This is a genomic window from Herbidospora cretacea (assembly GCF_001570605.1).
GTDB classification, from domain to species: domain Bacteria; phylum Actinomycetota; class Actinomycetes; order Streptosporangiales; family Streptosporangiaceae; genus Herbidospora; species Herbidospora cretacea.
On sequence record NZ_BBXG01000025.1, the window covers coordinates 15,530 to 39,277 of the forward strand.

The 23,748-nt window shown below is 69.6% G+C and carries 22 protein-coding genes and 1 riboswitch; of the genes, 16 read left to right on the forward strand and 6 right to left on the reverse strand.

Features of this window, described 5'->3' with window-relative positions:
• Positions 1-10 precede the first annotated feature (10 nt).
• Positions 11-427: a DUF7144 family membrane protein gene (locus AW270_RS33335; protein ID WP_061300115.1), complete on the reverse strand. Its 417-nt coding sequence runs from the start codon at positions 425-427 to the stop codon at positions 11-13.
• 333 nt (positions 428-760) lie between these two features.
• Here AW270_RS33335 and AW270_RS33340 point away from each other — a divergent pair, with 333 nt between their 5' ends.
• From AW270_RS33340 to AW270_RS33390, 11 genes are all read left to right on the forward strand, one after another.
• Positions 761-1,333 carry a TIGR03086 family metal-binding protein gene (locus AW270_RS33340; RefSeq protein ID WP_063819429.1) on the forward strand — a complete coding sequence of 191 codons (573 nt, stop codon included), beginning with the start codon at positions 761-763 and terminating at the stop codon, positions 1,331-1,333.
• Between the two features lie 74 nt (positions 1,334-1,407).
• Entirely contained in the window at positions 1,408-2,181 is a 774-nt protein-coding gene (locus AW270_RS33345; RefSeq protein ID WP_061300116.1) for a DeoR/GlpR family DNA-binding transcription regulator, read from the forward strand.
• Entirely contained in the window at positions 2,182-3,198 is a 1,017-nt protein-coding gene (locus AW270_RS33350; protein WP_061300117.1) for a galactose-1-phosphate uridylyltransferase, read from the forward strand.
• Positions 3,199-3,273: 75 nt separating this feature from the next.
• Positions 3,274-3,411, forward strand: a riboswitch (cyclic di-AMP (ydaO/yuaA leader).
• Between the two features lie 52 nt (positions 3,412-3,463).
• Positions 3,464-4,387 carry a coiled-coil domain-containing protein gene (locus tag AW270_RS33355; protein ID WP_245674988.1) on the forward strand — a complete coding sequence of 308 codons (924 nt, stop codon included), beginning with the start codon at positions 3,464-3,466 and terminating at the stop codon, positions 4,385-4,387.
• 897 nt (positions 4,388-5,284) lie between these two features.
• Positions 5,285-6,502, forward strand: a complete 1,218-nt coding sequence (locus tag AW270_RS33360; protein WP_218009406.1) for a glycosyltransferase family 2 protein — start codon at positions 5,285-5,287, stop codon at positions 6,500-6,502.
• Between the two features lie 5 nt (positions 6,503-6,507).
• Entirely contained in the window at positions 6,508-8,628 is a 2,121-nt protein-coding gene (locus AW270_RS33365) for a right-handed parallel beta-helix repeat-containing protein (protein WP_157523008.1), read from the forward strand.
• Complete coding sequence (locus tag AW270_RS33370) at positions 8,625-10,490, forward strand: right-handed parallel beta-helix repeat-containing protein (protein ID WP_061300120.1); 1,866 nt, start codon at positions 8,625-8,627, stop codon at positions 10,488-10,490. The genes AW270_RS33365 and AW270_RS33370 overlap by 4 nt, the downstream gene beginning before the upstream one ends.
• Positions 10,491-10,492: 2 nt before the next feature.
• Positions 10,493-11,707, forward strand: coding sequence for a right-handed parallel beta-helix repeat-containing protein (locus tag AW270_RS33375; RefSeq protein WP_061300121.1), 1,215 nt, complete (start codon positions 10,493-10,495; stop codon positions 11,705-11,707).
• 21 nt (positions 11,708-11,728) lie between these two features.
• Positions 11,729-13,060, forward strand: coding sequence for a UDP-glucose dehydrogenase family protein (locus AW270_RS33380; RefSeq protein WP_061300122.1), 1,332 nt, complete (start codon positions 11,729-11,731; stop codon positions 13,058-13,060).
• 74 nt (positions 13,061-13,134) lie between these two features.
• Positions 13,135-14,862: an MFS transporter gene (locus tag AW270_RS33385; RefSeq protein ID WP_245674989.1), complete on the forward strand. Its 1,728-nt coding sequence runs from the start codon at positions 13,135-13,137 to the stop codon at positions 14,860-14,862.
• Positions 14,859-15,281: a MarR family winged helix-turn-helix transcriptional regulator gene (locus AW270_RS33390; protein WP_063819431.1), complete on the forward strand. Its 423-nt coding sequence runs from the start codon at positions 14,859-14,861 to the stop codon at positions 15,279-15,281. The genes AW270_RS33385 and AW270_RS33390 overlap by 4 nt, the downstream gene beginning before the upstream one ends.
• A 16-nt stretch (positions 15,282-15,297) precedes the next feature.
• Here the strand turns inward: AW270_RS33390 and AW270_RS33395 are convergent, their stop codons facing one another.
• Positions 15,298-16,080: an SDR family NAD(P)-dependent oxidoreductase gene (locus tag AW270_RS33395; RefSeq protein WP_061300125.1), complete on the reverse strand. Its 783-nt coding sequence runs from the start codon at positions 16,078-16,080 to the stop codon at positions 15,298-15,300.
• A 58-nt stretch (positions 16,081-16,138) separates the two neighbouring features.
• Here AW270_RS33395 and AW270_RS33400 point away from each other — a divergent pair, with 58 nt between their 5' ends.
• The gene (locus AW270_RS33400) at positions 16,139-16,639 is read left to right on the forward strand and encodes a DinB family protein (RefSeq protein ID WP_061300126.1); all 501 of its coding nucleotides are present in this window, start codon (positions 16,139-16,141) and stop codon (positions 16,637-16,639) included.
• Here AW270_RS33400 and AW270_RS33405 read toward each other — a convergent pair whose 3' ends face one another.
• The gene (locus AW270_RS33405; RefSeq protein WP_061300127.1) at positions 16,640-17,941 is read right to left on the reverse strand and encodes a M50 family metallopeptidase; all 1,302 of its coding nucleotides are present in this window, start codon (positions 17,939-17,941) and stop codon (positions 16,640-16,642) included. It abuts the gene before it with no gap.
• A 187-nt stretch (positions 17,942-18,128) separates the two neighbouring features.
• Between AW270_RS33405 and AW270_RS33410 the strand changes: the two genes are divergently transcribed.
• On the forward strand, positions 18,129-18,734 hold the full coding sequence (locus AW270_RS33410; RefSeq protein WP_061300128.1) for a response regulator transcription factor: 606 nt from the start codon (positions 18,129-18,131) through the stop codon (positions 18,732-18,734).
• A gap of 176 nt (positions 18,735-18,910) precedes the next feature.
• Here the strand turns inward: AW270_RS33410 and AW270_RS33415 are convergent, their stop codons facing one another.
• Complete coding sequence (locus tag AW270_RS33415) at positions 18,911-20,023, reverse strand: PP2C family protein-serine/threonine phosphatase (protein WP_061300202.1); 1,113 nt, start codon at positions 20,021-20,023, stop codon at positions 18,911-18,913.
• Positions 20,024-20,139: 116 nt separating this feature from the next.
• On the opposite strand from AW270_RS33415, the gene AW270_RS33420 reads away from it, so the two are divergent.
• A complete protein-coding gene (locus AW270_RS33420) occupies positions 20,140-21,363 on the forward strand; it encodes a GNAT family N-acetyltransferase (RefSeq protein ID WP_061300129.1) in 1,224 nt (407 codons plus the stop codon).
• Between the two features lie 14 nt (positions 21,364-21,377).
• A complete protein-coding gene (locus tag AW270_RS39255) occupies positions 21,378-21,524 on the forward strand; it encodes a hypothetical protein (protein ID WP_157523011.1) in 147 nt (48 codons plus the stop codon).
• Here AW270_RS39255 and AW270_RS33425 read toward each other — a convergent pair.
• Positions 21,521-21,988 carry a ribose-5-phosphate isomerase gene (locus tag AW270_RS33425; protein ID WP_061300130.1) on the reverse strand — a complete coding sequence of 156 codons (468 nt, stop codon included), beginning with the start codon at positions 21,986-21,988 and terminating at the stop codon, positions 21,521-21,523. The genes AW270_RS39255 and AW270_RS33425 overlap by 4 nt on opposite strands.
• A gap of 67 nt (positions 21,989-22,055) precedes the next feature.
• Between AW270_RS33425 and def the strand changes: the two genes are divergently transcribed.
• Positions 22,056-22,544: a peptide deformylase gene (gene def, locus AW270_RS33430; protein ID WP_061300131.1), complete on the forward strand. Its 489-nt coding sequence runs from the start codon at positions 22,056-22,058 to the stop codon at positions 22,542-22,544.
• Here the strand turns inward: def and AW270_RS33435 are convergent.
• Positions 22,541-23,746 carry a nucleotide sugar dehydrogenase gene (locus tag AW270_RS33435; protein ID WP_061300132.1) on the reverse strand — a complete coding sequence of 402 codons (1,206 nt, stop codon included), beginning with the start codon at positions 23,744-23,746 and terminating at the stop codon, positions 22,541-22,543. The two genes, def and AW270_RS33435, sit on opposite strands and share 4 nt — an antisense overlap.
• Positions 23,747-23,748: the final 2 nt, after the last annotated feature.

Consider the following 23,748-nt stretch of genomic DNA (forward strand, 5'->3'; position numbering starts at 1 on the left):
GACCGGTCCCCTAGGCGATGCTCCCCCGCGGCGGCACGACCAGGCCGTAGATGACGACCACGGCCAGTGCGACCACGATGAGCGACCAGATCGGGAACGCCCCCGCGTAGGCGAACTGGCCCAGGATCACCAGTGCCGCCAGGACGATGCCCAGCATGCGGGCCCACATCGCCCCCTGCAGGATGCCGACGCCCGCGATGACCATGAGGACCCCGGCCACCAGCCAGATGATGCCCCATGCGGTGAGGTTGAAGATCAGCACGCCGGATGATCCGACCACGAGGTAGTGACTCCTCAAGATCGCGGCGAACCCGCCGACGATGTTGAGCAGCCCTACCACGATGCCGAGGATCCCGGCGAAGCGCAGCCAGTTGGAGGGGTGCGGCAGTCGTCCGCCCGAAGTGGGTGTCGTGGATGCGGTGGTCAACGCGACCAGCTCCTTCCTCGTCGACTAGCAATAGCCACCATAACCACATAAACCGCCACAAATGCCTCATATGGCGCAGTATTGGCGATGCGAGGTCCTCTTTTGAGAAGTCCACGGGGATTCGCGGTGCATTCGGGGCGGAGGCTTGCGAAAACGCCGAAGGGGACGCGGGTGAGGCGCTGGCACGGTTTTTGCCCGCTCCGACGTTAGGCGGCGCACTTCCCGGCTCACCCCGGGCAGCGGGGAGCAAGGGCCAGTGCCAGGAATGCCCTAAATTGTCACTTCCGTCCGGAGCCCCATGACGCGGGCTCGTGTTCGGGTTAACGTCGAATTGTGACGATCGGAATCGCAGACGCCTACCGCCGGGCCCTGGACGCCTTCGGTACGCGCGTCCACCTCATCAAGCCCGGCCAGTGGGACCTGCGGACGCCGTGTGTCGACTGGGACGTCCACGCCCTGGTGAACCATCTGGTCTACGAGACGCTCTGGGCGCCCGAACTGCTCGCCGGCCGCAGCATGGCCGAAGTGGGCGACGTGTTCGACGGCGACCTCCTCGGCGACGACGCCATCAAGGCGTTCGACTTCGCCGCCCACGCCGCGATCACGGCCGCCGCCGCCGAAGGCGTGCTCGACCGGACCGTGCACCTGTCGTTCGGCGACGTCTCGGGACGTGAGTACGTCACCGAGCTGTTCGCCGACGCCCTCATCCACACCTGGGACCTGTCGAACGCGATCGGCGTCGCCGACCGGCTCGACCCGGAACTCGTCTCGCTCTGCGCCTCGTGGTTCGCCGACAGCGAGGAGGGTTACCGCAGCTCCGGGGTGATCGGCGGGCACGTGCCGGTGCCGGGCGACGCCGACGAGCAGACACGGCTGCTGGCCGCCTGGGGCCGCCGGGCCCACTAGCACCCCTACTTCTCCCCACGTTCCAACATTTTCTATGCGATGATTTGTTGGAACGTGTGTGGAGAGGAGAGGCGATGCTGGCTCAGCAGCGGCAGCAGGCGATCCTCGAACGGGTCAGGCGCATGGGCGGGGTGCGGGTCGCCGACCTCGTCCGCGACCTCGGCGTCTCCGACATGACGATCCGCCGCGACCTGGAGGCGCTCGCCGACCGGGGCCTCATAGAGAAGGTGCACGGCGGGGCCACCGTCGCCGGGCCGGGGTCGACCGAGGAGCCCGGTTTCGCGGCCAAGTCGGTCAGGCAGCAGCCCGAGAAGGAGGCCATCGCCCGCGCCGCCGCCGCGCTGGTCCGGCCGGGCACCGCCGTCGCCCTGTCGGCCGGCACCACGACCTGGACCTTCGCCCACCACCTGGTCGACGTCCCCGGCCTGACCCTCATCACCAACTCGGTGCCGGTGGCCGAGGTGTTCCACCGGGCCGGGCGGCCCGACCAGACGGTGGTCCTGGTGGGAGGTGTGCGGACCCCGTCCGACGCCCTCGTCGGCCCGATCGCGGTGCAGGCGATCCGGTCGCTCAACGTCGACACCCTCGTCCTGGGGGTCCACGGCATGAACGCGCGGGCCGGGTTCACCACGCCCAACCTGCTGGAGGCCGAGACCGACCGCGAGCTGGTGGCCGCCGCGCAGCAGCTCGTCGTGCTGGCCGACCACACCAAGTGGGGCACTGTCGGCATCTCCACCATCGCCCGGCTCGACCGGGCCAACGTGCTCGTCACCGATTCCGGCCTGGACAAGGAGGCCCGCGAGGAGCTCGCCGAGCACGTCGGCGAGCTGATCGTCGCGGAACCCTAAATGAAGCGCCATCCCACCCACCTGGCCGACGGCCGGGAGCTCATCTATTTCGACCTGGCCGAGCGTGACCACTCCGCCGCCGACCCCCGCGACCTGCCGCCCCGCCCCGAACCCTCGGAGCTCCGGCACGACCCGCTGCTCGACGAGTGGGTCGCCATCGCCGGCCACCGGCAGACCCGCACCCATCTCCCCCCGCCCGAGGAGTGCCCGCTCTGCCCGGGGCGTCCGTGGTCGGAGATCCCCTCGGCCTACGACGTGGCCGTGTTCGAGAACCGGTTCCCCTCGTTCAGCGGGCCCATCGGACGCTGCGAGGTGGTCTGCTTCACCGACGACCACGACGCGTCGTTCGCCGGCCTGAGCGACGAGCGGGCCGGGCTGGTGATGGACGCCTGGGTCGACCGCACTCTGGAGCTGTCGGCTCTCGACGGCGTGGAGCAGGTCTTCTGCTTCGAGAACCGGGGCGAGGAAATCGGTATCACTTTGCCCCATCCGCACGGGCAGATCTATGCGTATCCCTATGTGACACCCCGCACCCAGCGGATGCTCACCGTCGCCCGGCCCGGTTCCCTCGCGGCCGTGCTGGCGGACGAGCGTGCCGGGGAGCGGGTGGTCGCCACGAACGACCACTGGACGGCCTTCGTTCCGAGGGCCGCCCGGTATCCGTTCGAGGTGCACCTCTATCCCCACCGGCAGGCGCCCGACCTGCCCTCGCTCACCACCGAGGAGCGGGCGGCGTTCGGGCCGCTCTACACCGGGGTGCTGCGGGCCCTCGACGGGCTGTTCGGGGTGCGCATGCCCTATGTCGCCGCCTGGCACCAGGCGCCGGTCCGATGGGGAAGGGAGGTGGCGTATGTGCACATGGAGCTGTTCAGCATCCGCAGGGCCGAGGCGAAGCTCAAGTACCTGGCGGGATCGGAGTCCGCCATGGGCGCGTTCGTCAACGACGTCCGTCCCGAGGAGGCCGCCGCCATGCTCAGAGCGGCATCGGGAAAGATGGAACGCCACATAACAGACTGATATCCAATCGGCCGCAACTTCAAGTAGCAGTTGCCTCATCTTTGCCACTACTATCCACACCAACCCGCCGAGATCTCGGCGGATCTGCCTAATCCTGGGCGTGTCGCCCAGGAGCCGGGGACCCACCTGAACCTGGGGTAAAGACGCCGCCGAGCGTCCGGGCTTCTCCGCCCGCATCCGTCAGCTAACCCGGCCGGCGCTAGGAGAGGAGTGGGCGCTGCCCGCCACGTCGCATCGTCGCAACCGCCGGCTGACCCTGCTGCCGGTGGCGGTCCTGCTGGCCGCGTTCTGCGCCGCGCTGGTGTCCGGCCCGGCGACCGCAGCTCCCAAGCCCGATGCGGACAAGCTGCGCAAGCAGCTCGCCAGCCAGGAGAAGAAGGTCAACTCGCTGATCGCCCAGTACCACGCGGCGCGCGAGGACCTCGCCAAGGCCAAGACCGCGTCGAAGACGGCGCAGGCGAAGCTGGAGAAGGCGCACACCGACTTCGCCGCCGCCCAGCGGGAGATGGCCCGGCTGGCCGGCCTCAGCTACCAGTCGATCCCCGGCAACGGCGGGATCATCCTGCCGCCCGGCATGGGCATGTCGCCGCTCGCGATGCAGCTCGGCAACGAGCAGGCCGCGATCGTGCGCAACTACAAGCAGAAGGAAGAGGCGCGAGCGAAGGCGGCGGCCGAGGCCAAGGCGCTGATCACCGAGATCGACGAGAAGTCCAAGGACATCGAGAAGCGCCGCGTCGAGGCCGAGGGCCTGATCGACGACATCAAGGACCGGCTCGACGAGCTGATCCCGATCGGGCCGGGCAAGCTCGCCAACGGCGGCTGGGCCCCGCAGCTGCCGACCGGGGCCGACAACATCACGGCCCGCACCCGCCTGATGCGCGAGGAGGCCAAGAGCGCCTTCAAGCTGAGCAACTCCATCGGCTGCTTCCGCGTCGACACGATGGGCGAGCACCCGCTCGGCCGCGCCTGCGACTTCATGATGACGACCGGCGGCGCGGCGGCCACCGGCTCGGCCAAGGTCCTGGGCGACCAGCTGGCCGCTTGGGCCCTGAAGAACCGCACCAAGCTCGGCGTGAAGTACGTCATCTGGCGGCAGCGGATCAACAGCGGCACCGGCTGGCGCTTCATGAGCAACCGCGGCGGCAACACCGCCAACCATTACGACCACGTGCACATCTCGATGTTCTGAGCCCCGGGACCCGGCCGGCCCCCGCGTCCGACCCCCGCGGGACCGGCGGCCCGCCCAGCAAGTTCTCAGGTAGCCCGACTACCCTGCGAAGACCACTAGACCCAAAACCCCCACAAAGACCATCGAACCCCCCGTAAGCTCCCATTGACCAACTGCCCCACCCATCGATCACGCGGGTGTGCGCGCCCAGCCCCCGCGGCTCGCACACCCGCGTGATCATCCTTCGGAACCCGAAGTAAGTGATCATTTGCAGAAGCGCCCGAAGGTTTACCGAGTTTCATAACGATCATGTTTCAGCGCTTTTCCGAGGCCTGGTTACGCGCATGTGAATTCTGCTGCAAATGACCGCCGTCCGGACCGCCGCTGGACCCGCCAACCTGGAGCCCCTACCGCCCTCCACCAGGAAAGTTCCCCTTCGCACCGTGTTTACCTTCAGCCCCTCGGGCCTTACAGATAAAAGTTTCAACGACAGCCCCGTTGACACCCGACTTATCCCGAAATTAGCTTATGGAACGGTACACCTCGGGACCGCTGTGGCACCTGTTCCAGCTGTGACTCTTCGCAGCCGGGCGGGCGCGGATCCCGACTGCCTCCCTCCCATGCCACGCGAGAGGACCAGCGTGAGATCCGCTGATTTTTCCCAGGCCCGCGGTCACCGGGCCCGCCGTACCGGCTCGGCCATCGGGTTCACCCCTTCCTAGGGGCCCGACCTCTCAATTGACTTCGATGTCCGAAGTTGACGTTAAGCCGAACAAAAAGTGAGCCCCGCCGGTCGTCTCATTCACTGAGATACACCGGAACGACTCGGGGCGTTCTTTCGCGTGCGAAAAAGCTCAGGAGAACAAGGTCGTGGGGTCAGATTCATCGAATTGGCTCGATTCCGCCTATGAATGGCTGGTGAGGTCGAGCGCCAACGGAAGCTGGCGGGACATCATCCCGCTCGGGCTGGCGGGTCTGCTCGTCTGGGGGCTGTGGATCTACCGGGTCGTGCTGTCCCGGCTGGCCAAGCCCGTCGTCAACGGTTACCGCGCCTCCGTCTCGGTCGTGGTGCCGTCCTTCCGCGAGGACGCGGAGATCCTGGTCCGGTGCCTGGAGAGCTGGCTCTCCCAGAACCCGGGCGAAGTGATCATCGTCGTCGACATCGCGGACACCGAATGTCACGCGAAGCTCCGCGAGGTCAACGACCCCCGGCTGCGCGTGCTCATCTACGAGCACTCGGGCAAGCGCTCGGCGCTGGGCGTCGGCATCCGCGCCGCCCGCGGCGACATCGTGGTGTTCGCCGACTCCGACACCTGGTGGGAGCCCGGCCTGCTCGACGCGGTCCAGATGCCCTTCGAGGACCCGCAGGTCGGTGGCGTCGGCACCCAGCAGAACGTGTTCCAGCGCACCACCAGCGTCTGGCGGCGCATCGCCGACTGGCTGGTCAACCTGCGCTACTACGACTACGTGCCGGCCATGGGCAGCCGGGGTGGCGTGGCCTGCCTGTCCGGCCGCACCGCCGCCTACCGCCGGTCGGCGATCCTCCCGGTCGTCCACCACCTGGAGAACGAGTTCTTCCTCGGCCGCCGGTGCATCGCCGGTGACGACGGCCGGCTCACCTGGCTGGTGCTGGCCTCCGGTTACAAGACGGTCCACCAGTCGTCGGCGCGGGCGATCTCGATGTTCCCGAGCTCCTTCCGGGCCTTCTTCAAGCAGCGCATCCGCTGGAGCCGCAACTCCTACCGCTGCTACCTGACCGCCCTGTGGAAGGGCTGGCTGTGGAAGACGCCGCTGGTCACCAAGGTGACCGTGCTGCAGATCCTGCTCACGCCGGTCACCATGGGCGTCACCCTGGGCTACCTGTTCTTCAGCCGCCTGGAGCTGACCCCCTGGGGCATCGGCACCTGCGTCGGCTGGCTGCTCATCGGCCGCGGCATCCGGGGCTGGTCGCACCTCAAGCGCCACCCGCAGGAGATCCTGCTGCTGCCCCTGACGACCCTGGTCATCATCGGGATCGCGCTGCCGATCAAGCTCTACGCGTTCATCACCATGAACAAGCAGGGCTGGCTGACCCGCAAGTCCGACCAGGCCGGCTCGGAGGGCCAGACGGCCGCCACGCTGCAGGGACTGGCCTGATGGCGGTGAACAGATCCGTCGCGGCGGCCGGGGCCGTGCTGCTCTGCTGCCTCACGATCGGCGTCTCGCCCGCCGTCGCCGCGCCGTCCCCCTCGGCCGACCCGTCCGCCTCTCCCTCGGCGAACGGGAAGCCCAAGAAGGACACCGGCATAGCGGAGACCATCCCCCGGTCCACCCCGGAGACCACCCCGGAGGCCGCGCCCAGCGCGGTGCCGAGCTCCGAGGCCGTGCCGAGCGCGGTGCCGAGCGCCGCGCCCAGCATCCCGAGCTCGGAGCCCGAGCCGCTCATCAAGATCTCCGCCGAGGACGCAGAGTCCCAGGCGGCGCTGGTCGACATGGAGGACCAGCGCATCCTGCAGACCCGTGCGGCCCTCACCGCGCTCCTGCAGCAGGGCGGGTTCTTCGCGGCGCAGCGCAAGGCCCCGCAGATCTTCTCCTCCTCGTTCGGCAAGACGATGGTGCTGCCGGCCCGCAACGACGAGAGGCCGTACACCCTGCGGGACCTCCAGTCGGTCGACAACGGCAAGTACGTCCGGCTGATGACCGACGGCTCCTACCTGCTGGGCATCCACGTCTTCGTGGCCGACGGGGCGACGCTCCAGCTCCGGGGTCCGGTGACGCTGCGGATGGGCAGCATCCCGGGGTCCTTCAGCTCGATCATCACCTTCGGCGGCAACATCGACATCAAGGGCACCGCGACCAAGCCGGTCCGGATCACCAGCTGGGACGTCAAGGCCAGCAAACCCGACCTCGACACCTCCGACGGGCGGGCCTACATCCGCGCGGTGGGCGGCCAGTTCGACATGGTGTACGGCCAGGTGTCCGACCTCGGCTTCTGGAGCGGACGTACCGGCGGCATCGCGCTGACCGGCACCGAACGCCCCTCCTCCGCCTACCGGCACCGCACCAAGACGCAGCGCCACCAGGACAAGGCCGAGCGGCTGGCCAGGAACACCAAGGACGAGGGCGGCGGCAACTACGGCGACGTCGAGACCTACCCGATCGGGCCCGGCACCGCTTCCCACGTGCCGGCCGACGAACTGGTCACCGGCAAGATCGCCAACAGCGTCATCACGCGGGACGCCTACGGGCTGTTCGTCTCCGGCTCGAACCAGACGCAGATCGTGAACAACAAGATCCGGGACAGCATCGTCCACGGCGTGTTCATGCACCGGTTCGCCAAGAACGCGACGATCTCCGACACCGAGGTGACCGGCAGCGGGGGCGACGGCTTCGTGCTCTCCAGGGCCACCGAGAAGGTCCAGGTCAACAACTGCCTGGCCGAGAACAACGGGCGCAACGGCTTCACCCTCGACGGCCGGGCGCTGGCCCACGGCCCGTCGGCCTCGGGTGAGTCACTGGCCGTCTACGGCGACAGCTCGGTCAACAACAGCGTGGCCAAGGGCAACGGCCGCTACGGCATCGAGGTGATGGGCGGCATCCGGCAGGCCGTGCAGACCAGCGAGGTCATCGGCGGCGACATGGGCATCGTGGTCCGGGCCGGCGCCGAGGCCGTGCAGCTGTCGGGCAACAAGCTCAGCGGCCAGACGCGCCAGGGCATCGCGCTGCGCGACGGCGTGAGCAACGCCCACGTCTCCGGCAACACCATCACCGGCGGCCCGACCGGCGTGTACATGCGCGACTCCAACGGCCAGGTGATCGGCAACAAGATCACCACCGTGAAGAACCCGAACGCCCACGGCGTCACCATCGTCGGCGCGGCCGACGGCTCCGAGGTCGCCCGCAACACGATCGTCGGCGCGGGCACCAGCGCGGTCAGCACCGCCAGGTCCAGCGGCGACGTGAGCGACCACAACAACGACGAGGAGAAGTGGGTCGACACGTCGACCTTCTGGAGCAAGGCCAAGAGATACGTCAAGCCCATGAACGTCATCTGGGCCGGCGTGATCCTGCTCATCCTCGTCTCGGCGATCCGGTCGCGCGGCGTCATGGAGCGCCGCCGCAACGGCATCGTCGACCCGTACGAGCTGCAGAAGGCGATGGAGGACCGTCCGGCCTGGACCCTGGGCAACGCGGCCACCTCCGAGCCGAGCAGCGGGTTCAACGGACGCCACAGGCCGACGCAGCCGGCGGTCCCGACGGTGACCGTGGGAGGCGGGCGATGAAGAAGGCCTGGATCACGTTCTTCGTGCTGCTCCTGCTCGGGGCGGGTGTGTGGGGGTACCTGTCCTACGCCGACCAGCCCGAGCCGATCCCGGCGGTCGACGACGTCAGCGCCGCCGACGCCAAGCAGCAGTCGAACCTGGTCGACCAGGAGGACCTGCGCATCATGCAGACCCGGGCGACGCTGATGTCGGCGATCGCCCGCGGCGGCCCCAACGCGCAGCGGGCCCGGCAGCCGCACATCTCCAGCTCGGCCAACGGCCAGACGCTGGTGCTGCCGTCGCGGCGCGAGCCCTACCGGGTCGCCGACCTGGAGAAGCTGGGCGGGGAGTACTTCCAGAAGCAGACCGACGGGTCGTACGTCCTGGGCATCAACCTGTTCGTCGGCCCGAACGCCAAGCTGGTGCTGCAGAACGCGACCGGCCCCCTGGTGATCCGGATGCGCAGCGAACCGGGGTCGTTCACCACGATCGTCGGCTTCGGCGCCAGCATCCGCATCAACGGCTCGCCGCAGAACCCGGTGCGCCTCACGAGCTGGGACCCGAACATCAACACGGCCGACGCGCGCGTCAACGACGGCCGAGCCTACGTCCGGGTCATCGGCGGCGAGCTGCGGATGAGCCACACCCAGGTCGAGTACCTCGGGTTCTGGAGCGGCTCGACCGGCGGCCTCGCGCTGACCGGCAGCGACCGCACCACCCTGGACGCCAAGGTCACCACCGCGACCCCGCCCACCACCGAGAAGGTGCTGCTCCCGGGCGGCGCGCTGCTGCCCCGCATGGGCGACGACGACCAGGTGGAGATCACCGACGGCAAGGGCAAGAACAAGGTCGCCTACAAGCTGCCGGAGGCCAACCTGGTCACCGGTGAGATCACCGACACCGCGATCACCGGCAACGCTTACGGGATCTTCATCACCGCGTCCAACCAGACCCGCATGGCCAACGTGCAGGTGAGCGGGAGCCTGGTCGACGGGGTGCTGCTGCACCGGTTCGCCCGCAACGCCACGATCGAGAACACCACCGTGACCGGGTCGCGCGGCGACGGGTTCGTACTCTCGCGCGGCACCCAGAACGTGACGATCACCGGCTCGGGCGCGGTCTCCAACGGCGGCAACGGCTTCACCATCAGCGGCCTGCCGCTGGCGCGCGGCCCGTCGGCCTCGGGCGAGTCGCTGACCAGCTTCGGCGGCAGCTCGGTGACCAGCTCGTGGGCCAGGGAGAACAAGCGCTACGGCGTGGAGATCCAGGGCGGCGTGGACCTGTCGGTGCAGACTACCGAGGTCACCGGCGGGCAGACGGGCATCGTGGTGAACAAGGACGCGACCGGGGTCCGGGTCTCCGGCAACCGGATCAGCGGCCAGTGGAGCCAGGGCATCGCGGTCCGCGACGGCGTCACCGGCGCCAAGATCGTCGGGAACATCGTCGGCAACACCCCCACCGCCATCTACCTGCGCAACGCCGAGGCCGAGGTGACCGGCAACACGGTCAACCAGGCGACCCTGCACGGCGTCTCGGTGCTGGGCGTGGCGACCGGCAGCACGATCACCGGCAACACGCTGGGCGGCGCCGGCCGCAGCGCGCTGGACACCGACCGCGCGACCGGGATCGCCGCGGTGACCACCAACAACGTCGACGGCTGGCAGGACACGGCGGACTTCTGGACCACGGTCAAGCGCATCGCCAAGCCGATGAACCTGATCTGGTTCGGCGTCATCCTGGTCATCGTGATCTCCGCGATCCGGGCCCTGGGCAGCAACGGGCCCCGCGTCGGCCGTCGCATCGTCAACCCGTACGAGAGGCAGGCCGTCATGGAGGAGCGCCCGGTCTGGTCGCTCACCGGGACGTCCGCCGAGAGGACCTGACCATGCGCATCGAGATCGACATCGACAAGAAGACCCTGATCGGGGCGGCGGCCGGTGCGGCCTTCACGATCCTGATCGTGGTCATCATGTACGGGATCTTCGGCGGCGACGGCGGTCAGGAGCAACAGCCCGGGATGAAGGTCGAGAACATCCAGCCCGACAACGGCGCCCGTTCTCTCCCGACGCTGGGCACCGACGACGGCGCGGTCGAGGAGGACTTCCCGGAAGAGGAGGAGCCGGTGCGGAACGAGGAGGAGAACAAGGACTTCGAGCCGTTCGTGGCCAGCCAGCAGCCTCCGGACATCGCGATCCCCGACGGCGAGGGCAAGATCGCCTGTCCCGAGGCGACCGTGACCGTCACCACCGCCGAGGAGCTCACCGGCGCGCTCGCGCAGGCCCAGCCGGGCGACGTGATCTTCATGGAGCCGGGCGAGTACCAGGGCCATTTCGTGGCCGCCGCGAAGGGCACCAAGGACCAGCCCATCTTCGTCTGCGGCTCGCGGGACGCGATCATCGACGGCGGCGGCGTCAAGGAGGGCTACGCCTTCCACCTGAACGAGGCCGACTACTGGCGGCTGATCGGCTTCACCGTCCGGCACGCCCAGAAGGGCGTGATGGCCGACAAGAGCAACTTCAACGTCGTCCAGGACCTCGACGTGAACCACATCGGCGACGAGGGCATCCACTTCAGGAACTTCAGCTCCGACAACATCGCCCAGTACAACATCATCTGGGGTACCGGCCTGCGCCGTGACAAGTACGGCGAGGGGGTCTACTTCGGCACCGCCGAGAGCAACTGGGCCACCTTCTCCGGCGGCCAGATGGACAAGAGCGACCGCAACATCGCGCGCGGGAACGTCATCCGCGCCACCGCCGAGTCCATCGACATCAAGGAGGGGACCACCGGCGGAAAGATCATCGGAAACATCTTCGACGGCTCGGCCCTCACCGGCGACGGACACAACGACAGTTGGGTGGACGTCAAGGGGAACGGCTACCTGATCGAACGCAACACCGGCCGCGGGACCAGCGCGGACGGCTTCCAGACCCACAAGATCATCAATGGCTGGGGAACCGGGAACACCTTCCGGCTCAACGTCATCGATCTGGGCGGTTCAGGGGGCTACGGCATCAACGACACCGCAGGCGGCAACACCATCGCCTGCGACAACGAGGTGACCGGCGGCCCGCTCACCAAAAAGAGCGAATGCTCCTGAGTTTCTGCGAGAGAACTGACAATGACTGAAACCGCACTCCCCCGGCTCACCGTCATCGGGACCGGGTATCTCGGAGCCACTCACGCGATCTGCATGGCCTCCCTCGGCTACGAGGTGGTCGGCCTGGACACCGACCCCCGCAAGATCGAGCGGCTGCAGTCCGGCGAGGTGCCCTTCTTCGAGCCGGGCCTGCCGGAACTGCTCGCCAAGACGATGGAGACCGGCCGGCTCCGGTTCACCACCTCGGTGGAGGAGGCCGCCGCCCACGGCGACGTCCACTTCATCTGCGTGGGCACCCCGCAGAAGCCCGGCATGGACGCCGCCGACCTGACCTACGTCGACGCGTCCGTGGCCGCCCTCGCCCCTCTCCTGGACCGCAAGGTGCTGGTCGTCGGCAAGTCGACCGTCCCCGTCGGTACCGCCGCACGACTGACCGCGCTGGTCAAGGAGCTGGCCCCGGCCGGCGACGAGATCGAGCTCGCCTGGAACCCCGAGTTCCTGCGTGAGGGCTTCGCCGTGGACGACACCCTGCGCCCCGACCGGCTCGTGTTCGGCGTGGCCTCCGACTGGGCGCGCGAGCAGCTGGAGGCGTCGTTCCGGCCGATCATCGATTTGGGCACCCCGGTCGTGGTGACCGACCTGGCCACCTCGGAGCTGGTGAAGGTGGCGGCGAACTCGTTCCTGGCCACGAAGATCTCCTACATCAACGCGATGGCGGAGATCTGCGAGGCCACCGGGGCCGACGTCCGCCACCTGGCCAAGGCGCTGGCCCACGACGACCGCATCGGCGGCCGGTTCCTCCAGCCGGGTCTGGGCTTCGGCGGCGGCTGCCTGCCCAAGGACATCCGCGCCTTCGCCCACCGGGCCGAGGAGATCGGCGTCGGCCAGGCCGTGTCGTTCCTGCGCGAGGTGGACGCGATCAACCGCCGCCGCCGCTCGCGCACGATCGACCTGGTCCGCGAGATGCTCGGCGGCCAGCTCAACGGCAAGAAGGTGGCCTGCCTGGGCGCGGCCTTCAAGCCGAACAGCGACGACATCCGCGACGCCCCGGCGCTCGACGTGGCCCGCACCATGCACGGCCTGGGCGCCAACGTCCGCGTCTACGACCCGGCCGCGCTCGACAACGCCCGCCGCGCCTACCCCGAGCTGCGCTACGGCACCAGCGCCATGGACGTGGCGGCCGACGCCGACGTCGTGGTGCTGCTGACCGAGTGGGCCGAGTTCCGCGAGATCGAGCCCTCCGCCCTGGCCGCCGTGGTGAAGCACCGCCGCATCGTGGACGGCCGCCACGCCCTGGACGCCGAGTTCTGGCGTGCCGAGGGCTGGGAGTACCGGGCGCTCGGCATGCCGTAAATCCGCCTGAAGACAGGGGACACGCCATCGCGTGTCCCTTTTGTCTTGTATGGGGCATTTTCGCAATCCGGGACTTGTTGGTTAGGACAAGCAAGTACTTCGGGGGCCTCATGTCGAACCGGTATCCGTGGATCGCGCTGAGCAACACCACCCTGGGCATGCTGCTCGCCACCCTCAACGCCTCGATCGTGATCATCTCGCTGCCGTCGATCTTCCGCGGCATCCACCTGAACCCGCTCGAACCCGGCAACGTCTCCTACCTGCTCTGGGTCCTGATGGGCTACATGCTCGTCTCGGCGGTCCTGGTGGTCACGCTCGGGCGTCTCGGCGACATGTTCGGCCGGGTCCGCATGTACAACGCGGGCTTCGCCGTCTTCACCGTCGGCACGATCGTGCTGGCCCTGGACCCCTTCCAGGAGTCGGCCGGTGCCCTGTGGCTCATCGGCTGGCGGGTGTTCCAGGGCGTCGGCGGCGCGCTGCTGATGGCCAACTCGGCGGCGATCCTCACCGACGCCTTCCCCGCCGGGCGGCGCGGCATGGCCATGGGCATCAACCAGGTCGCCGGGATCGCCGGGACCTTCCTCGGGCTGGTCGCGGGCGGGCTGCTGTCGCAGGTCGACTGGCGGCTGGTGTTCTTCGCCTCGGCGCCCATCGGGATCATCGGGACGGTGTGGGCGTACCGGAGTCTGCGGGAGACCGTCACCAAGGTCGAGGGCGCGAAGATCGACTGGTGGGGGAACCTGGCCTTCGCGGCCGGTCTCACGATGGTGCTGGCGGCGGTGACCTACGGCATCCAGCCCTACGGCGGCCACTCCATGGGCTGGACCAACCCGCTCGTGGTCGGCGGCGTCGTGCTGGGCCTGCTGATCCTGGCGGTCTTCTGCCTGATCGAGACCAAGGTGGCGCAGCCGATGTTCCACCTCTCGCTGTTCCGGATCAGGGCCTTCGCGGCCGGGAACGTGGCCGGGCTGCTGGCCTCGATCGCCCGGGGCGGCCTGCAGTTCATGCTGATCATCTGGCTCCAGGGCATCTGGCTGCCCCTGCACGGCTACCGCTTCGAGGACACCCCGCTGTGGGCCGGGATCTACCTGCTGCCGCTGACCGCGGGCTTCCTGCTGGCCGGCCCGGTGTCGGGCTACCTGTCCGACCGGTACGGCGCCCGCGCCTTCGCCTCCGGAGGGCTGATGCTGTCGGCGCTGGCCTTCGCCGGGCTGCTGGTGGTGCCGATCGACTTCCCCTACGGGGGGTTCGCGGCGCTGATCTTCCTGAACGGCGTCGGGTCGGGCCTGTTCACCGCGCCCAACACCACCGCGATCATGAACTCGGTCCCGGCCGGGCAGCGCGGCGTGGCCTCGGGCATGCGCGCCACGTTCACCAACGCCGGGATGGTCCTGTCGATCGGGGTCTTCTTCTCGCTGATGATCGCCGGGCTGGCGAACACGCTGCCGCAGACCCTGACCGGCGGCCTCGCCCAGCACGGCGTCCCCGCCGGAGTCGCCGCGGCGGTCGCCGCGCTGCCGCCGGTCGGCATCCTGTTCGCGGCCTTCCTCGGCTACAACCCGATCGAGAACCTGCTGGCCCCGACCGGCGCGCTCGCCCACGTGACCCCGGCGAACGCCGCCGCCCTGACCGGCCGGGAGTACTTCCCGACCCTCATCTCCGGCCCCTTCCACCAGGGTCTGGTGGTGGTGTTCGCGCTGGCCATCGCGATGTCGCTGATCGCCGCCGTCGCCTCGCTCCTGAGAGGCGGCCGGTACGTCCACGACGAGCTGATCCTCCCCGAGGCCACGGTGAGCCGATGATGACCGATGTGGATCTGCTGGCCGAACGGCTCAAGTCGGCCCTGGCCCGCCTCGGGCGGCGGGCCCGCCGCCAGACGCGCGGCGACCTGACCGCCGGTCAGACCTCGACGCTGGCGGCGGTCTCCCAGCTCGGCCCGGTCAGGCTCGGCGACCTGGCCGCCCACGAGGGCGTCAGCGCCCCGACGCTGAGCCGGCTGGTGGGCGGCCTGGAGGGCTTGGGCCTGCTGGTGCGCGCCCCCGACCCTGCCGACGGCCGGGCCTCCCTGATCAGCCTGAGCCCGACCGGGGAGGCCGAGCTCACCCGGCTGCGGGGCGACAGCATCGCCTTCCTCGTGGCCCGGATCTCGGCCCTGCCGCCGGAGGAGCGGGAGGCGCTGGCGGCGGCCCTGCCCGCCATCGAGCGCCTGGCCGGCTCATGAGCGGGTCATGACCCTGTCACGACGCCGTCATGCGCATCATCTGCGGCGGCTTGTTCCCGGCCCCGAGCCCGCCGTCGACCGGCAGCGTCACCCCGGTGATGTACGACGACTGGTCGGAGAACAGCCAGATGACCGTCGCCGCGACCTCCTCGGGCAGCCCGACCCGGCGCATCGGGGTGGCGTTCCCGGCCTTGCGCTGGACGTCCTCCCCCGCCGCCTCCAGGTGGTAGGTCAGGATCGGCCCCGGGGCCAGCACGTTGGCCCTGATCCCCTGGTCGGCGTAGTCGAGGGCGGCCACCTTGGTCAGCCCGATGATCCCGGCCTTGGCCGCGACGTAGCCCGCGAGGTTGGCGGTGCCCTGCACCCCGGCCACCGAGGCCATGTTGACGATCGACCCGCCGCCCGAGGCCATCATGGCGGGGATCTGGAACTTCATCCCGAGGAAGGTGCCCCGGACGTTGGTGCGGATGCCGAGGTCGAAGTCGAGCGGGTCGATCTCGGCCAGCGGCGCGGGCACCGGCCCGTCGGTGGCGTTGTTGAACGCGGCGTCCAGCCGCCCGAACTTCTCCATGGTCAGGGCGACGAGCCGCTCGGCCGAGTCGGAGTCGCCCACGTCGGTGGGCACGGCCAGCGCCCGCCCGCCGAAGGTGCGGATGTCGGCCGCGACGGTCTCGATGGCGGTGGAATCACGGGCGGCCAGGACGACGGCGGCCCCGGCACGGGCCAGGGCCCGCGCGGTGACCGCCCCGATGCCCCGGCTCGCTCCGGCGACAATCGCGACTTTCCCGTCAAGTGTCATAAATGACTTGTTCCCCGGCGATGTCGGGTATCTGTCTAGCGTTTGGCACCATAACCCCATGAGAATCGACCCGCCCCTCGCCGGCGACGAGCGCGCGACCCTGGCCTCCTTCCTCGACTACCACCGCGACACCCTGGCGATGAAGTGCGAGGGCCTCACCGGCGACCAGCTGAGGCTGCGCGCGGTCGAGCCCTCGTCGCTCTCGCTGCTCGGCCTGGTCAGGCATCTGGCCGACGTCGAGCGGGCGTGGTTCCGCATCCGCCTGAACGGCGAGGACCTGCCGCCGATCTTCTTCACCGACGCCGCCCCCGACGACGACTTCGACGCCCTCGACACCGCCCCGGCCGAGGAGGTCTTCGCCACCTGGAAGGCCGAGATCGAGCTGGCCCGGAAGATCAGCGCGGAGACCGACCTCGACGCTCTGATGAAGCGGCCCAACCGGGCGGGCGAGCACATGTCGCACCGCTGGATCCTCGTCCACATGATCGAGGAGTACGCGCGCCACAACGGCCACGCCGACCTGCTGCGCGAGCGGATCGACGGCGCGACCGGCGAGTAGCTAGCCGCTCAGCCTGATGGGGTTGACGATGTCGGCGAAGATCAGCAGGCCGCCCATGAAGAGCAGCACGACCGCCATCGCGTAGGTGAGCGGCAGCGCCTTGGCCACGTCGACGTAGCCGGGCGCGGGCCGCCGGGTGAGACGGGCGAAGCCGCGCTTGAGGCCCTCCCACAGGCCGCCCGCGATGTGGCCGCCGTCGAGCGGCAGCAGCGGGACCAGGTTGAAGATGCCGATCGCCAGGTTCAGCCCGGCCAGCAGGTTGATGAAGATGACGATCTTGTTCTCGAGCGGCGCGGCCGAGGCGGCGATCTCCCCGCCGATGCGGCCCGCGCCGACGATCCCGATCGGGCCGTTGGGATCGCGCTCCTCACCGGAGAAGGCGGCGTGCCAGACGCCGACCATCTTGGAGGGGATGTCGACCATCGACACGGCGGTCCGGGTGGTCATGTCCCACATCTCGGAGACGACGTAGCCGGGGCCCTGCCGCTCGATCACCTGGGTCGGCTCGACGCCGAGGAACCCGACGTTCTGCACGACCTTGCTGGGGTCCTCCAGGTCGGGCCGCGCGGTCGCGATCAGGTTCACGGTGAGGGTCTGCCGCTGGCCGGCCCGGTCGATGACGATGGGCACCGGGCCCGCGCCGTGGGCCCGGATCGTCGCGGTCGCCGACTCCCACGAGGTCACCGGCTTGCCGTCGATGGAGACGAAGGTGTCACCCTTCTGCAGCCCGGCCGCGAGGGCGGGCGTCTGGGGGTCGGTGGCCCTGCACTCGCGGTTGGCCTCGGTGGCCGGGATCACGCACTTGCTGATGTCGTTGACGGTCGGCTTCAGCACGGTCACGCCGAAGCCCATCATGACGATCGCGAACAGCACGAAGGCCAGCACGAAGTTCATGAACGGCCCGCCGGACATGATGATGACCTTCTGCCACCACGGCTTGCGGTAGAAGACCCGGCTCTCGTCGCCGGGCTTGATCTCCTCACCGGCGACCTGGCGGGCGTTCTCGATGAGGCCCTGCCACGGGCCGGTCGAGATCGACCGCAGCTTGTTGGGGTCGTCGCTCGGGCGCGGCGGCAGCATCCCGATCATGCGGATGTAACCGCCCATCGGGATCCACTTGACGCCGTATTCGGTCTCGCCGCGCCGGCGCGACCACAGGGTGGACCCGAATCCCACCATGTACTGCGTGACCCGCACGCCGAAGATCTTCGCCGGGACGAGGTGGCCGATCTCGTGGAGCGCGATCGACACCAGCAGGCCGACGAACAGGATCACGAACCCGGCAACGAACTGCCAGCTCATCGGCGCATACCCCCGGCAGGCGGAAAATCAGTCTCGCATCGAGAGTAGCCCACCCCGTCCGGAGTCCCGTCGTGTCCGCATTCGCGGGTATTTCCCCTGGGCAACTTGCGGTGGGTTTGCCGAACGTAGAGACTTCGATGACACTGTGCGTCTGCCCGATCACCCTGAGGTATGAGATGGGGGCCTCATGATCAAGATATTGGTGGCCGAGCACCTTCCCTTCGTCCGCCACGGCCTGGTCGCCTCCCTCAACGGAGAGAGCGATCTCGAAGTGGTGGCGGGGGTGGCCTCGGGGGAGGACGCCATCCCGGCCGCGCTCCGGCACCGGCCCGACACCGCCGTCATCAACATCGACCTGCCCGCCATGGGCGGCCTGACGGCCGCGACCCGGCTCCTGGAGAAGGTGCCCGGGTGCCGGGTGATGATCCTCTCCTCGCAGGCCAACCCGGGGCAGGTGCGGCGGGCGTTCGCGGCCAACGCGCTGGGCTTCATGGGCACCGACGCCGGGCCCGAGAAGCTGGCCGAGGGCATCCGGCTGATCGCGGCCGGGCGCCGGGCGGTCGACTCCGACCTGGCCGTGGCCGCGCTCCAGACGGCGGAGAACCCGCTGACCCGGCGCGAGCTCGACGTGCTCCGCATCGCCGCGCAGGGGGCGCGGTCGAAGGAGATCGCCGACGAGCTCTACCTGTCGGTGGGAACGGTCCGCAACCACCTGTCGCGGATCATGTGCAAGACGGGGGCCAGGAACCGGGTCGACGCGGTCAGGATCGCGAGCGACTCCGGCTGGTTATAGAGATCGCTCACAACCCCGAGCTGGAGATACAGGGCCGGGCCTCCGCAGGTGAGCCGCGCCGCCAACCTGAGAAGGCCCGGGGACCCTGAATGGGGCCGCTCTCCGGCGACACCCCCGTACCGCCGGTGACCGGATAAAGGGTCTCAAGTCACATCAGTCACGACCAGTGACTAACGTCACGGTCTCCAGATCAGGACGAGGGCGCAGTCATCGTTGTGACCCGACGACATGGCGTTCACGAGCTGGCGGGCGCTCTTGGAGAACCCGCCGGGCAGCAGCCGTTCGGCCTCGCCGAGGAGCTTGTCGAGGCCGGCGTCGATGTCGCGCCCAGGCTGCTCGATCAGCCCGTCGGTGTAGAGCATGAGCGCGTCGCCCCTGCGCAGGGTGCCCCGGTCGGGCTCGCAGGCCAGGTCGGGCACCACCCCGAGCACGACGCCCTTGGCCGCCGAGACCCGCCAGGTGCCGGTGCCGGAGTCGAACTTCACGACCGGCGGGTGGCCCGCCGAGGTGATCTCGTAGGCCCCGGTGGCCAGGTCGAGGCTCAGGTGGACGGCCGTGACGAACCCCTCGCCCTCGCGCTGGCGGCGCAGGTAGGCGTTGCACGCCCCGAGGAAGTCGCTCACCGAGCCGAGGAGGCCGCCGAACGTGCCGGAGAGGAGGAGGGCCCTCGTCCCCGCGTCGACGCCCTTGCCCGAGACGTCGACCACCGCGAGCTCGACCCGCGTCCCCTCGCGCATGGAGACCACGAAGTCGCCGCCGAACGACGAGCCGCCGGCCTGTTTCAGCACGACCTTGCCGCCCCACGCCTTTGGGAAGGAGGGCAGCTCGCTCTGTCTCTTCAGCCGGTCGCGCAGCTCCAGCAGCATCGCGTCGCCGCGCAGGCCCTGCACGCCGAGCGTGCCGCGGGTGCGCGACATCAGCCCGGCCAGGACGACGGTGAAAGCCATGGTGAGCAGGTAGCCGGGCCCGACCTGGCGGGCGCCGTAGGTGATGCCCAGGTAGGTGACCGACGCGGCCACGGCGACCAGCAGGGTCACCAGGCTGCGGAACCGGAGCTGGAGCCCGGCGACGAGGGTCACCAGGATGAGCAGCGAAGGAGAGAACCAACGCGTCGAGATCTGGACGCCGAGCACTCCGATGAGCAGGCTCACGACGGCCAGGGCGATCAGCAGATGGCTATCTTTCGACGAACTCTTCCTTACGAACCGGACGATCGGCACCAGAAACGGGACCCGCACCAAAATCGCGCGGAGCCGGGGGGGAATGAGCGGCACCGGACGGGAACTCATGATGTCCCGACTGTATCGGTCGGCTTCGTGGTGAGGCGCTGTCTTGACCAACACCTTGATCATTTAGGACGTATATTGGGTGGCCGTCCCTCTTTGCCCGGCCCTACGGTGGTGCCGTGAATCACCCCGTTCGCCCCATCGCGGATTCCGAGTTCCCCGCCGCGTGCGACCTGCTCGACGAGGCCTTCGTCTCCTCCTGGGCCCCCGGCCAGGTGCAGAGGTTCCGGGCGGTCAGCGAGCTCGACCGTTCCCTCGCCGCCTTCGACGGCGACCGGATGATCGGCTTCACCCAGGTCATGAGCTTCGACATGACGGTGCCCGGCGGCGTGCTCCCGGTGGCGGGCGTGACCTCCGTGGGCGTGCTGGCCTCCCACCGGCGTCGGGGGGTGCTGAACTTCCTGATGCGCAGGCAGCTCGCCGACGTGCGTGACCGGGGTGAGGTCGTCGCGGCGCTCTACGCCTCCGAGGCCGCCATCTACGGCCGCTACGGCTACGGCCGCGCGGTCGACAACGTCTTCTACACGATCCCCAAGCACTCCAGCGCCTTCCGCGCCGACGCCCCCGCCGACCCGGCGCTGCGGCTGCGGGTGGAGCCGCCCGAGAGGGTCCGCGCGGAGTTCGTGAAGCTCTTCGACCGGGTCCGGACCTCCCGGCCGGGTCTCTACACGCGCACCGAGGCCCGCTGGAACGCGGTGCTGGCCGACGACGACAACGCCCGCGGCGGGTCGGGCCGGCTGCGCTGCGTGCTGGCCGAGGACGACCACGGCGTGCGCGGCTACGCCCTGTTCCGGGTGCGGCGCGCCACGACCGACCACGACGTGCCCGACGGCGTGGTGGAGCTGCAGGAGCTGTTCGCCCTCGACCCGGCCGCCTACGCGATGGTCTGGCGGAGCGTGCTCGACCGCGACCTGTGCTCGCGGGTGTTCGCGGCCAACCGGCCCATGGACGACCCGATCATGCACCTGCTGGCCGAGCCCCGCCACCTGACCGCGGGCACCCTCGACGAGCTGTGGATCCGCCTGGTCGACGTGCCCGCCGCCCTCACCCAGCGCGTCTACAGCGCACCGGTCGACCTGGTGATCGAGGTCGACGACGACGTGTGCCCGTGGAACGCCGGGCGCTGGCGGCTGTCGACGGCCAAGGCGACCTGTGAGCGGACCGAGGACACGCCCGATCTCAGCCTGGACGTGCGGATCCTGGGCGCCGGATATCTCGGGGGGCGGTCGCTGGAGTCCTACCGGATGGCGGGTCAGATCGCCGAGCACCGCGAAGGCGCGGTGCGGGAGCTGTCGGCGGCCATGTCGTGGAGCCCGCTGCCCTGGGGCGGGCTCGTCTTCTGACCTACGCTGCTGTCATGGCCCTCACGAGTCTGACGATCACGGCGATCACCGCCATGCGCGCCCGCGACGTGTCCCGTCCGTCGAAGGAACAGCAGGAGGCCGCCGACCGGCGGCCCCTGCGTGACGAGATGCCCCGTAAGGAGACCCGCAAGAAGCCTTAGGGCAGCGGGGGCAGCTCGCCGCTGCGCTCGTAGTCGCTCAGCATGTCGATGCGCCGGGTGTGGCGCTCGGCCCCCGAGTAGGGCGTGGCGAGGAACAGCTCGACGAAACGGGTGGCGTCGGCCTCGGAGTGCATCCGGGCGCCGATGCTGATCACGTTGGCGTCGTTGTGCTGCCGTCCGAGCGTGGCGGTCTCCTCGCTCCACGCCAGCGCGGCGCGCACGCCCTTGACCTTGTTGGCGGCGATGGCCTCGCCGTTGCCCGAACCGCCGATCACGACGCCGAACGAGCCCGGCTCGGCGACCACTCCGGCGGCCGCGCGGAGCACGAAGGGCGGATAGTCGTCTTCGGCGTCGAAGACGAAGGGGCCGCAGTCGACCACGTCGTGGCCGTTGTCTTTGAGCCAGCCGACCAGGTGGTTCTTCAGGTCGTAGCCGGCGTGGTCCGAACCGATGTAGACGCGCATACGGAGAGCTTCTCAGGTCCGTTAGAGTAACGGCCAATTACCCCCGTCAACCCTTACGGAGCGCCCCATGCGCGAGATCCGGTACGTCGGAGATCCGGTGCTGCGCACCCCGGCCGAGCCGGTGTCCGACTTCGACAAGGACCTGCGCCGCCTGATCGACGAGATGTTCGCGACGATGTACCTGGCCGACGGCGTCGGTCTCGCGGGCCCCCAGATCGGCGTGCCGAGACGCCTTTTCGTGTACGACATCAGCAACCGCAAGGGCGCCCTGGTCAACCCCGAGCTCGTCATCGACGACGACGCCGAGATCCTCGAGGAAGAGGGGTGTCTGTCCGTCCCGAGCAAGGAGACGGGCAAGCCTCTCTACTCCCCCACCCCGCGCGCGTCGGGCGTCACCGTCCGGGGCTTCGACCGGCTCGGCCGCCCGCAGGAGATCAAGGCGCGCGGCATGCTGGCCCGCTGCTTCCAGCACGAGTTCGACCACCTCAACGGCACTCTCTACGTCGACCACCTGCCGAAGGACGCCGCCCGCCGGATCATGCTCCAGGCCCCCTAGGGAACCTCCCAGCGGCTGGGCTCGGGCCGCTCCAGGCGGTAGGTCGCGTCCAGCACCGGCTGCTCCGGCCTCAGCCACCCGAGGTCGCCGCCCAGCGTGTGCACGATCACGAGGTCCCACGGTTCCGACCGGGGATCGGGCGCGCGCTTGAGGAGCTCTCCCCCGACCGGGAGCTCGACCACCAGCGGATCGGTGAACTCCACCCGCGCGCCCTGCCGCCGCAGCTCGGCGATGATCGGCGTCGCCGGCGTCTCCCGCGCGTCGGCCACCCCCGGCTTGTACGACACCCCCGCTATCAGCACGTTGGCGTCCCGGATGTCCCGCCCGGACGACGCCAGCATCTCCAGCGCCCGCCCCACCACCGCCTGCGGCCGGGCCGCGATGGCCCCCATCGCGGCGGTCAGCACCGTCGGCGCCGCCCGGCGCAGCCGCCACAGCAGGTAGTAGGGGTCGGAGGGCACGCACTGCCCGCCGACGCCGGGCCCCGGGTCGAACCGCATGAACCCGAACGGCTTGGTGGCCGCCGCCTCGATCACCTCGACCGGGTCCACCCCGACCTCGCGGGCGATGTCGGCGAACTCGTTGGCCAGCGCGATGTTGACCGCGCGGAAGGAGTTCTCCAGCAGCTTGCACAGCTCGGCCGCCTCCGGCGAGCTGACCCGGTGGACCTGCGGCGCGACCCGCTTGAGCAGTTCCTCGGCACGGTCGCCGGCCGTGGCCGAGGCGGGCCCGAGGACCCTCGGCACGTGTTCGAGCGGCCGCCCGCCCGGCCCCGGGTCGACCCGTTCGGGGCTGAACACCACGTCGACGTCCCTGAGGTGGTCGATCAGCAGGTCGCGGGTGGAGCCGACGTAGGTCGTCGAGGTGAGGATCACCAGCTGCCCCGGCACGGCGTGCGCGACGACCGTCCCGCAGGCCGCTCTGAGGGCGTTGAGATCGGGGACGTGGTGCTCGTCCACCGGCGTCGGGACGCAGATCACCACGGCGTCGGCGGCGGAGATCGCGGCCGGGTCGGTGGTGGTCTCCAGGCGGTGGCGGCGCAGCCGGGCGCGGTCGCGGGGCGACAGGTCGGCCTCGCCCTCGCGGATGGCGGCGAGCCGGGCGGCGCTGACGTCGTAGCCGGTCACCCGGCAGCCCGCTTCGAGGAAGGCCAGCGCGGTGGGCAGTCCGACGTAGCCCAGTCCCACGATCAAGACGTACATGA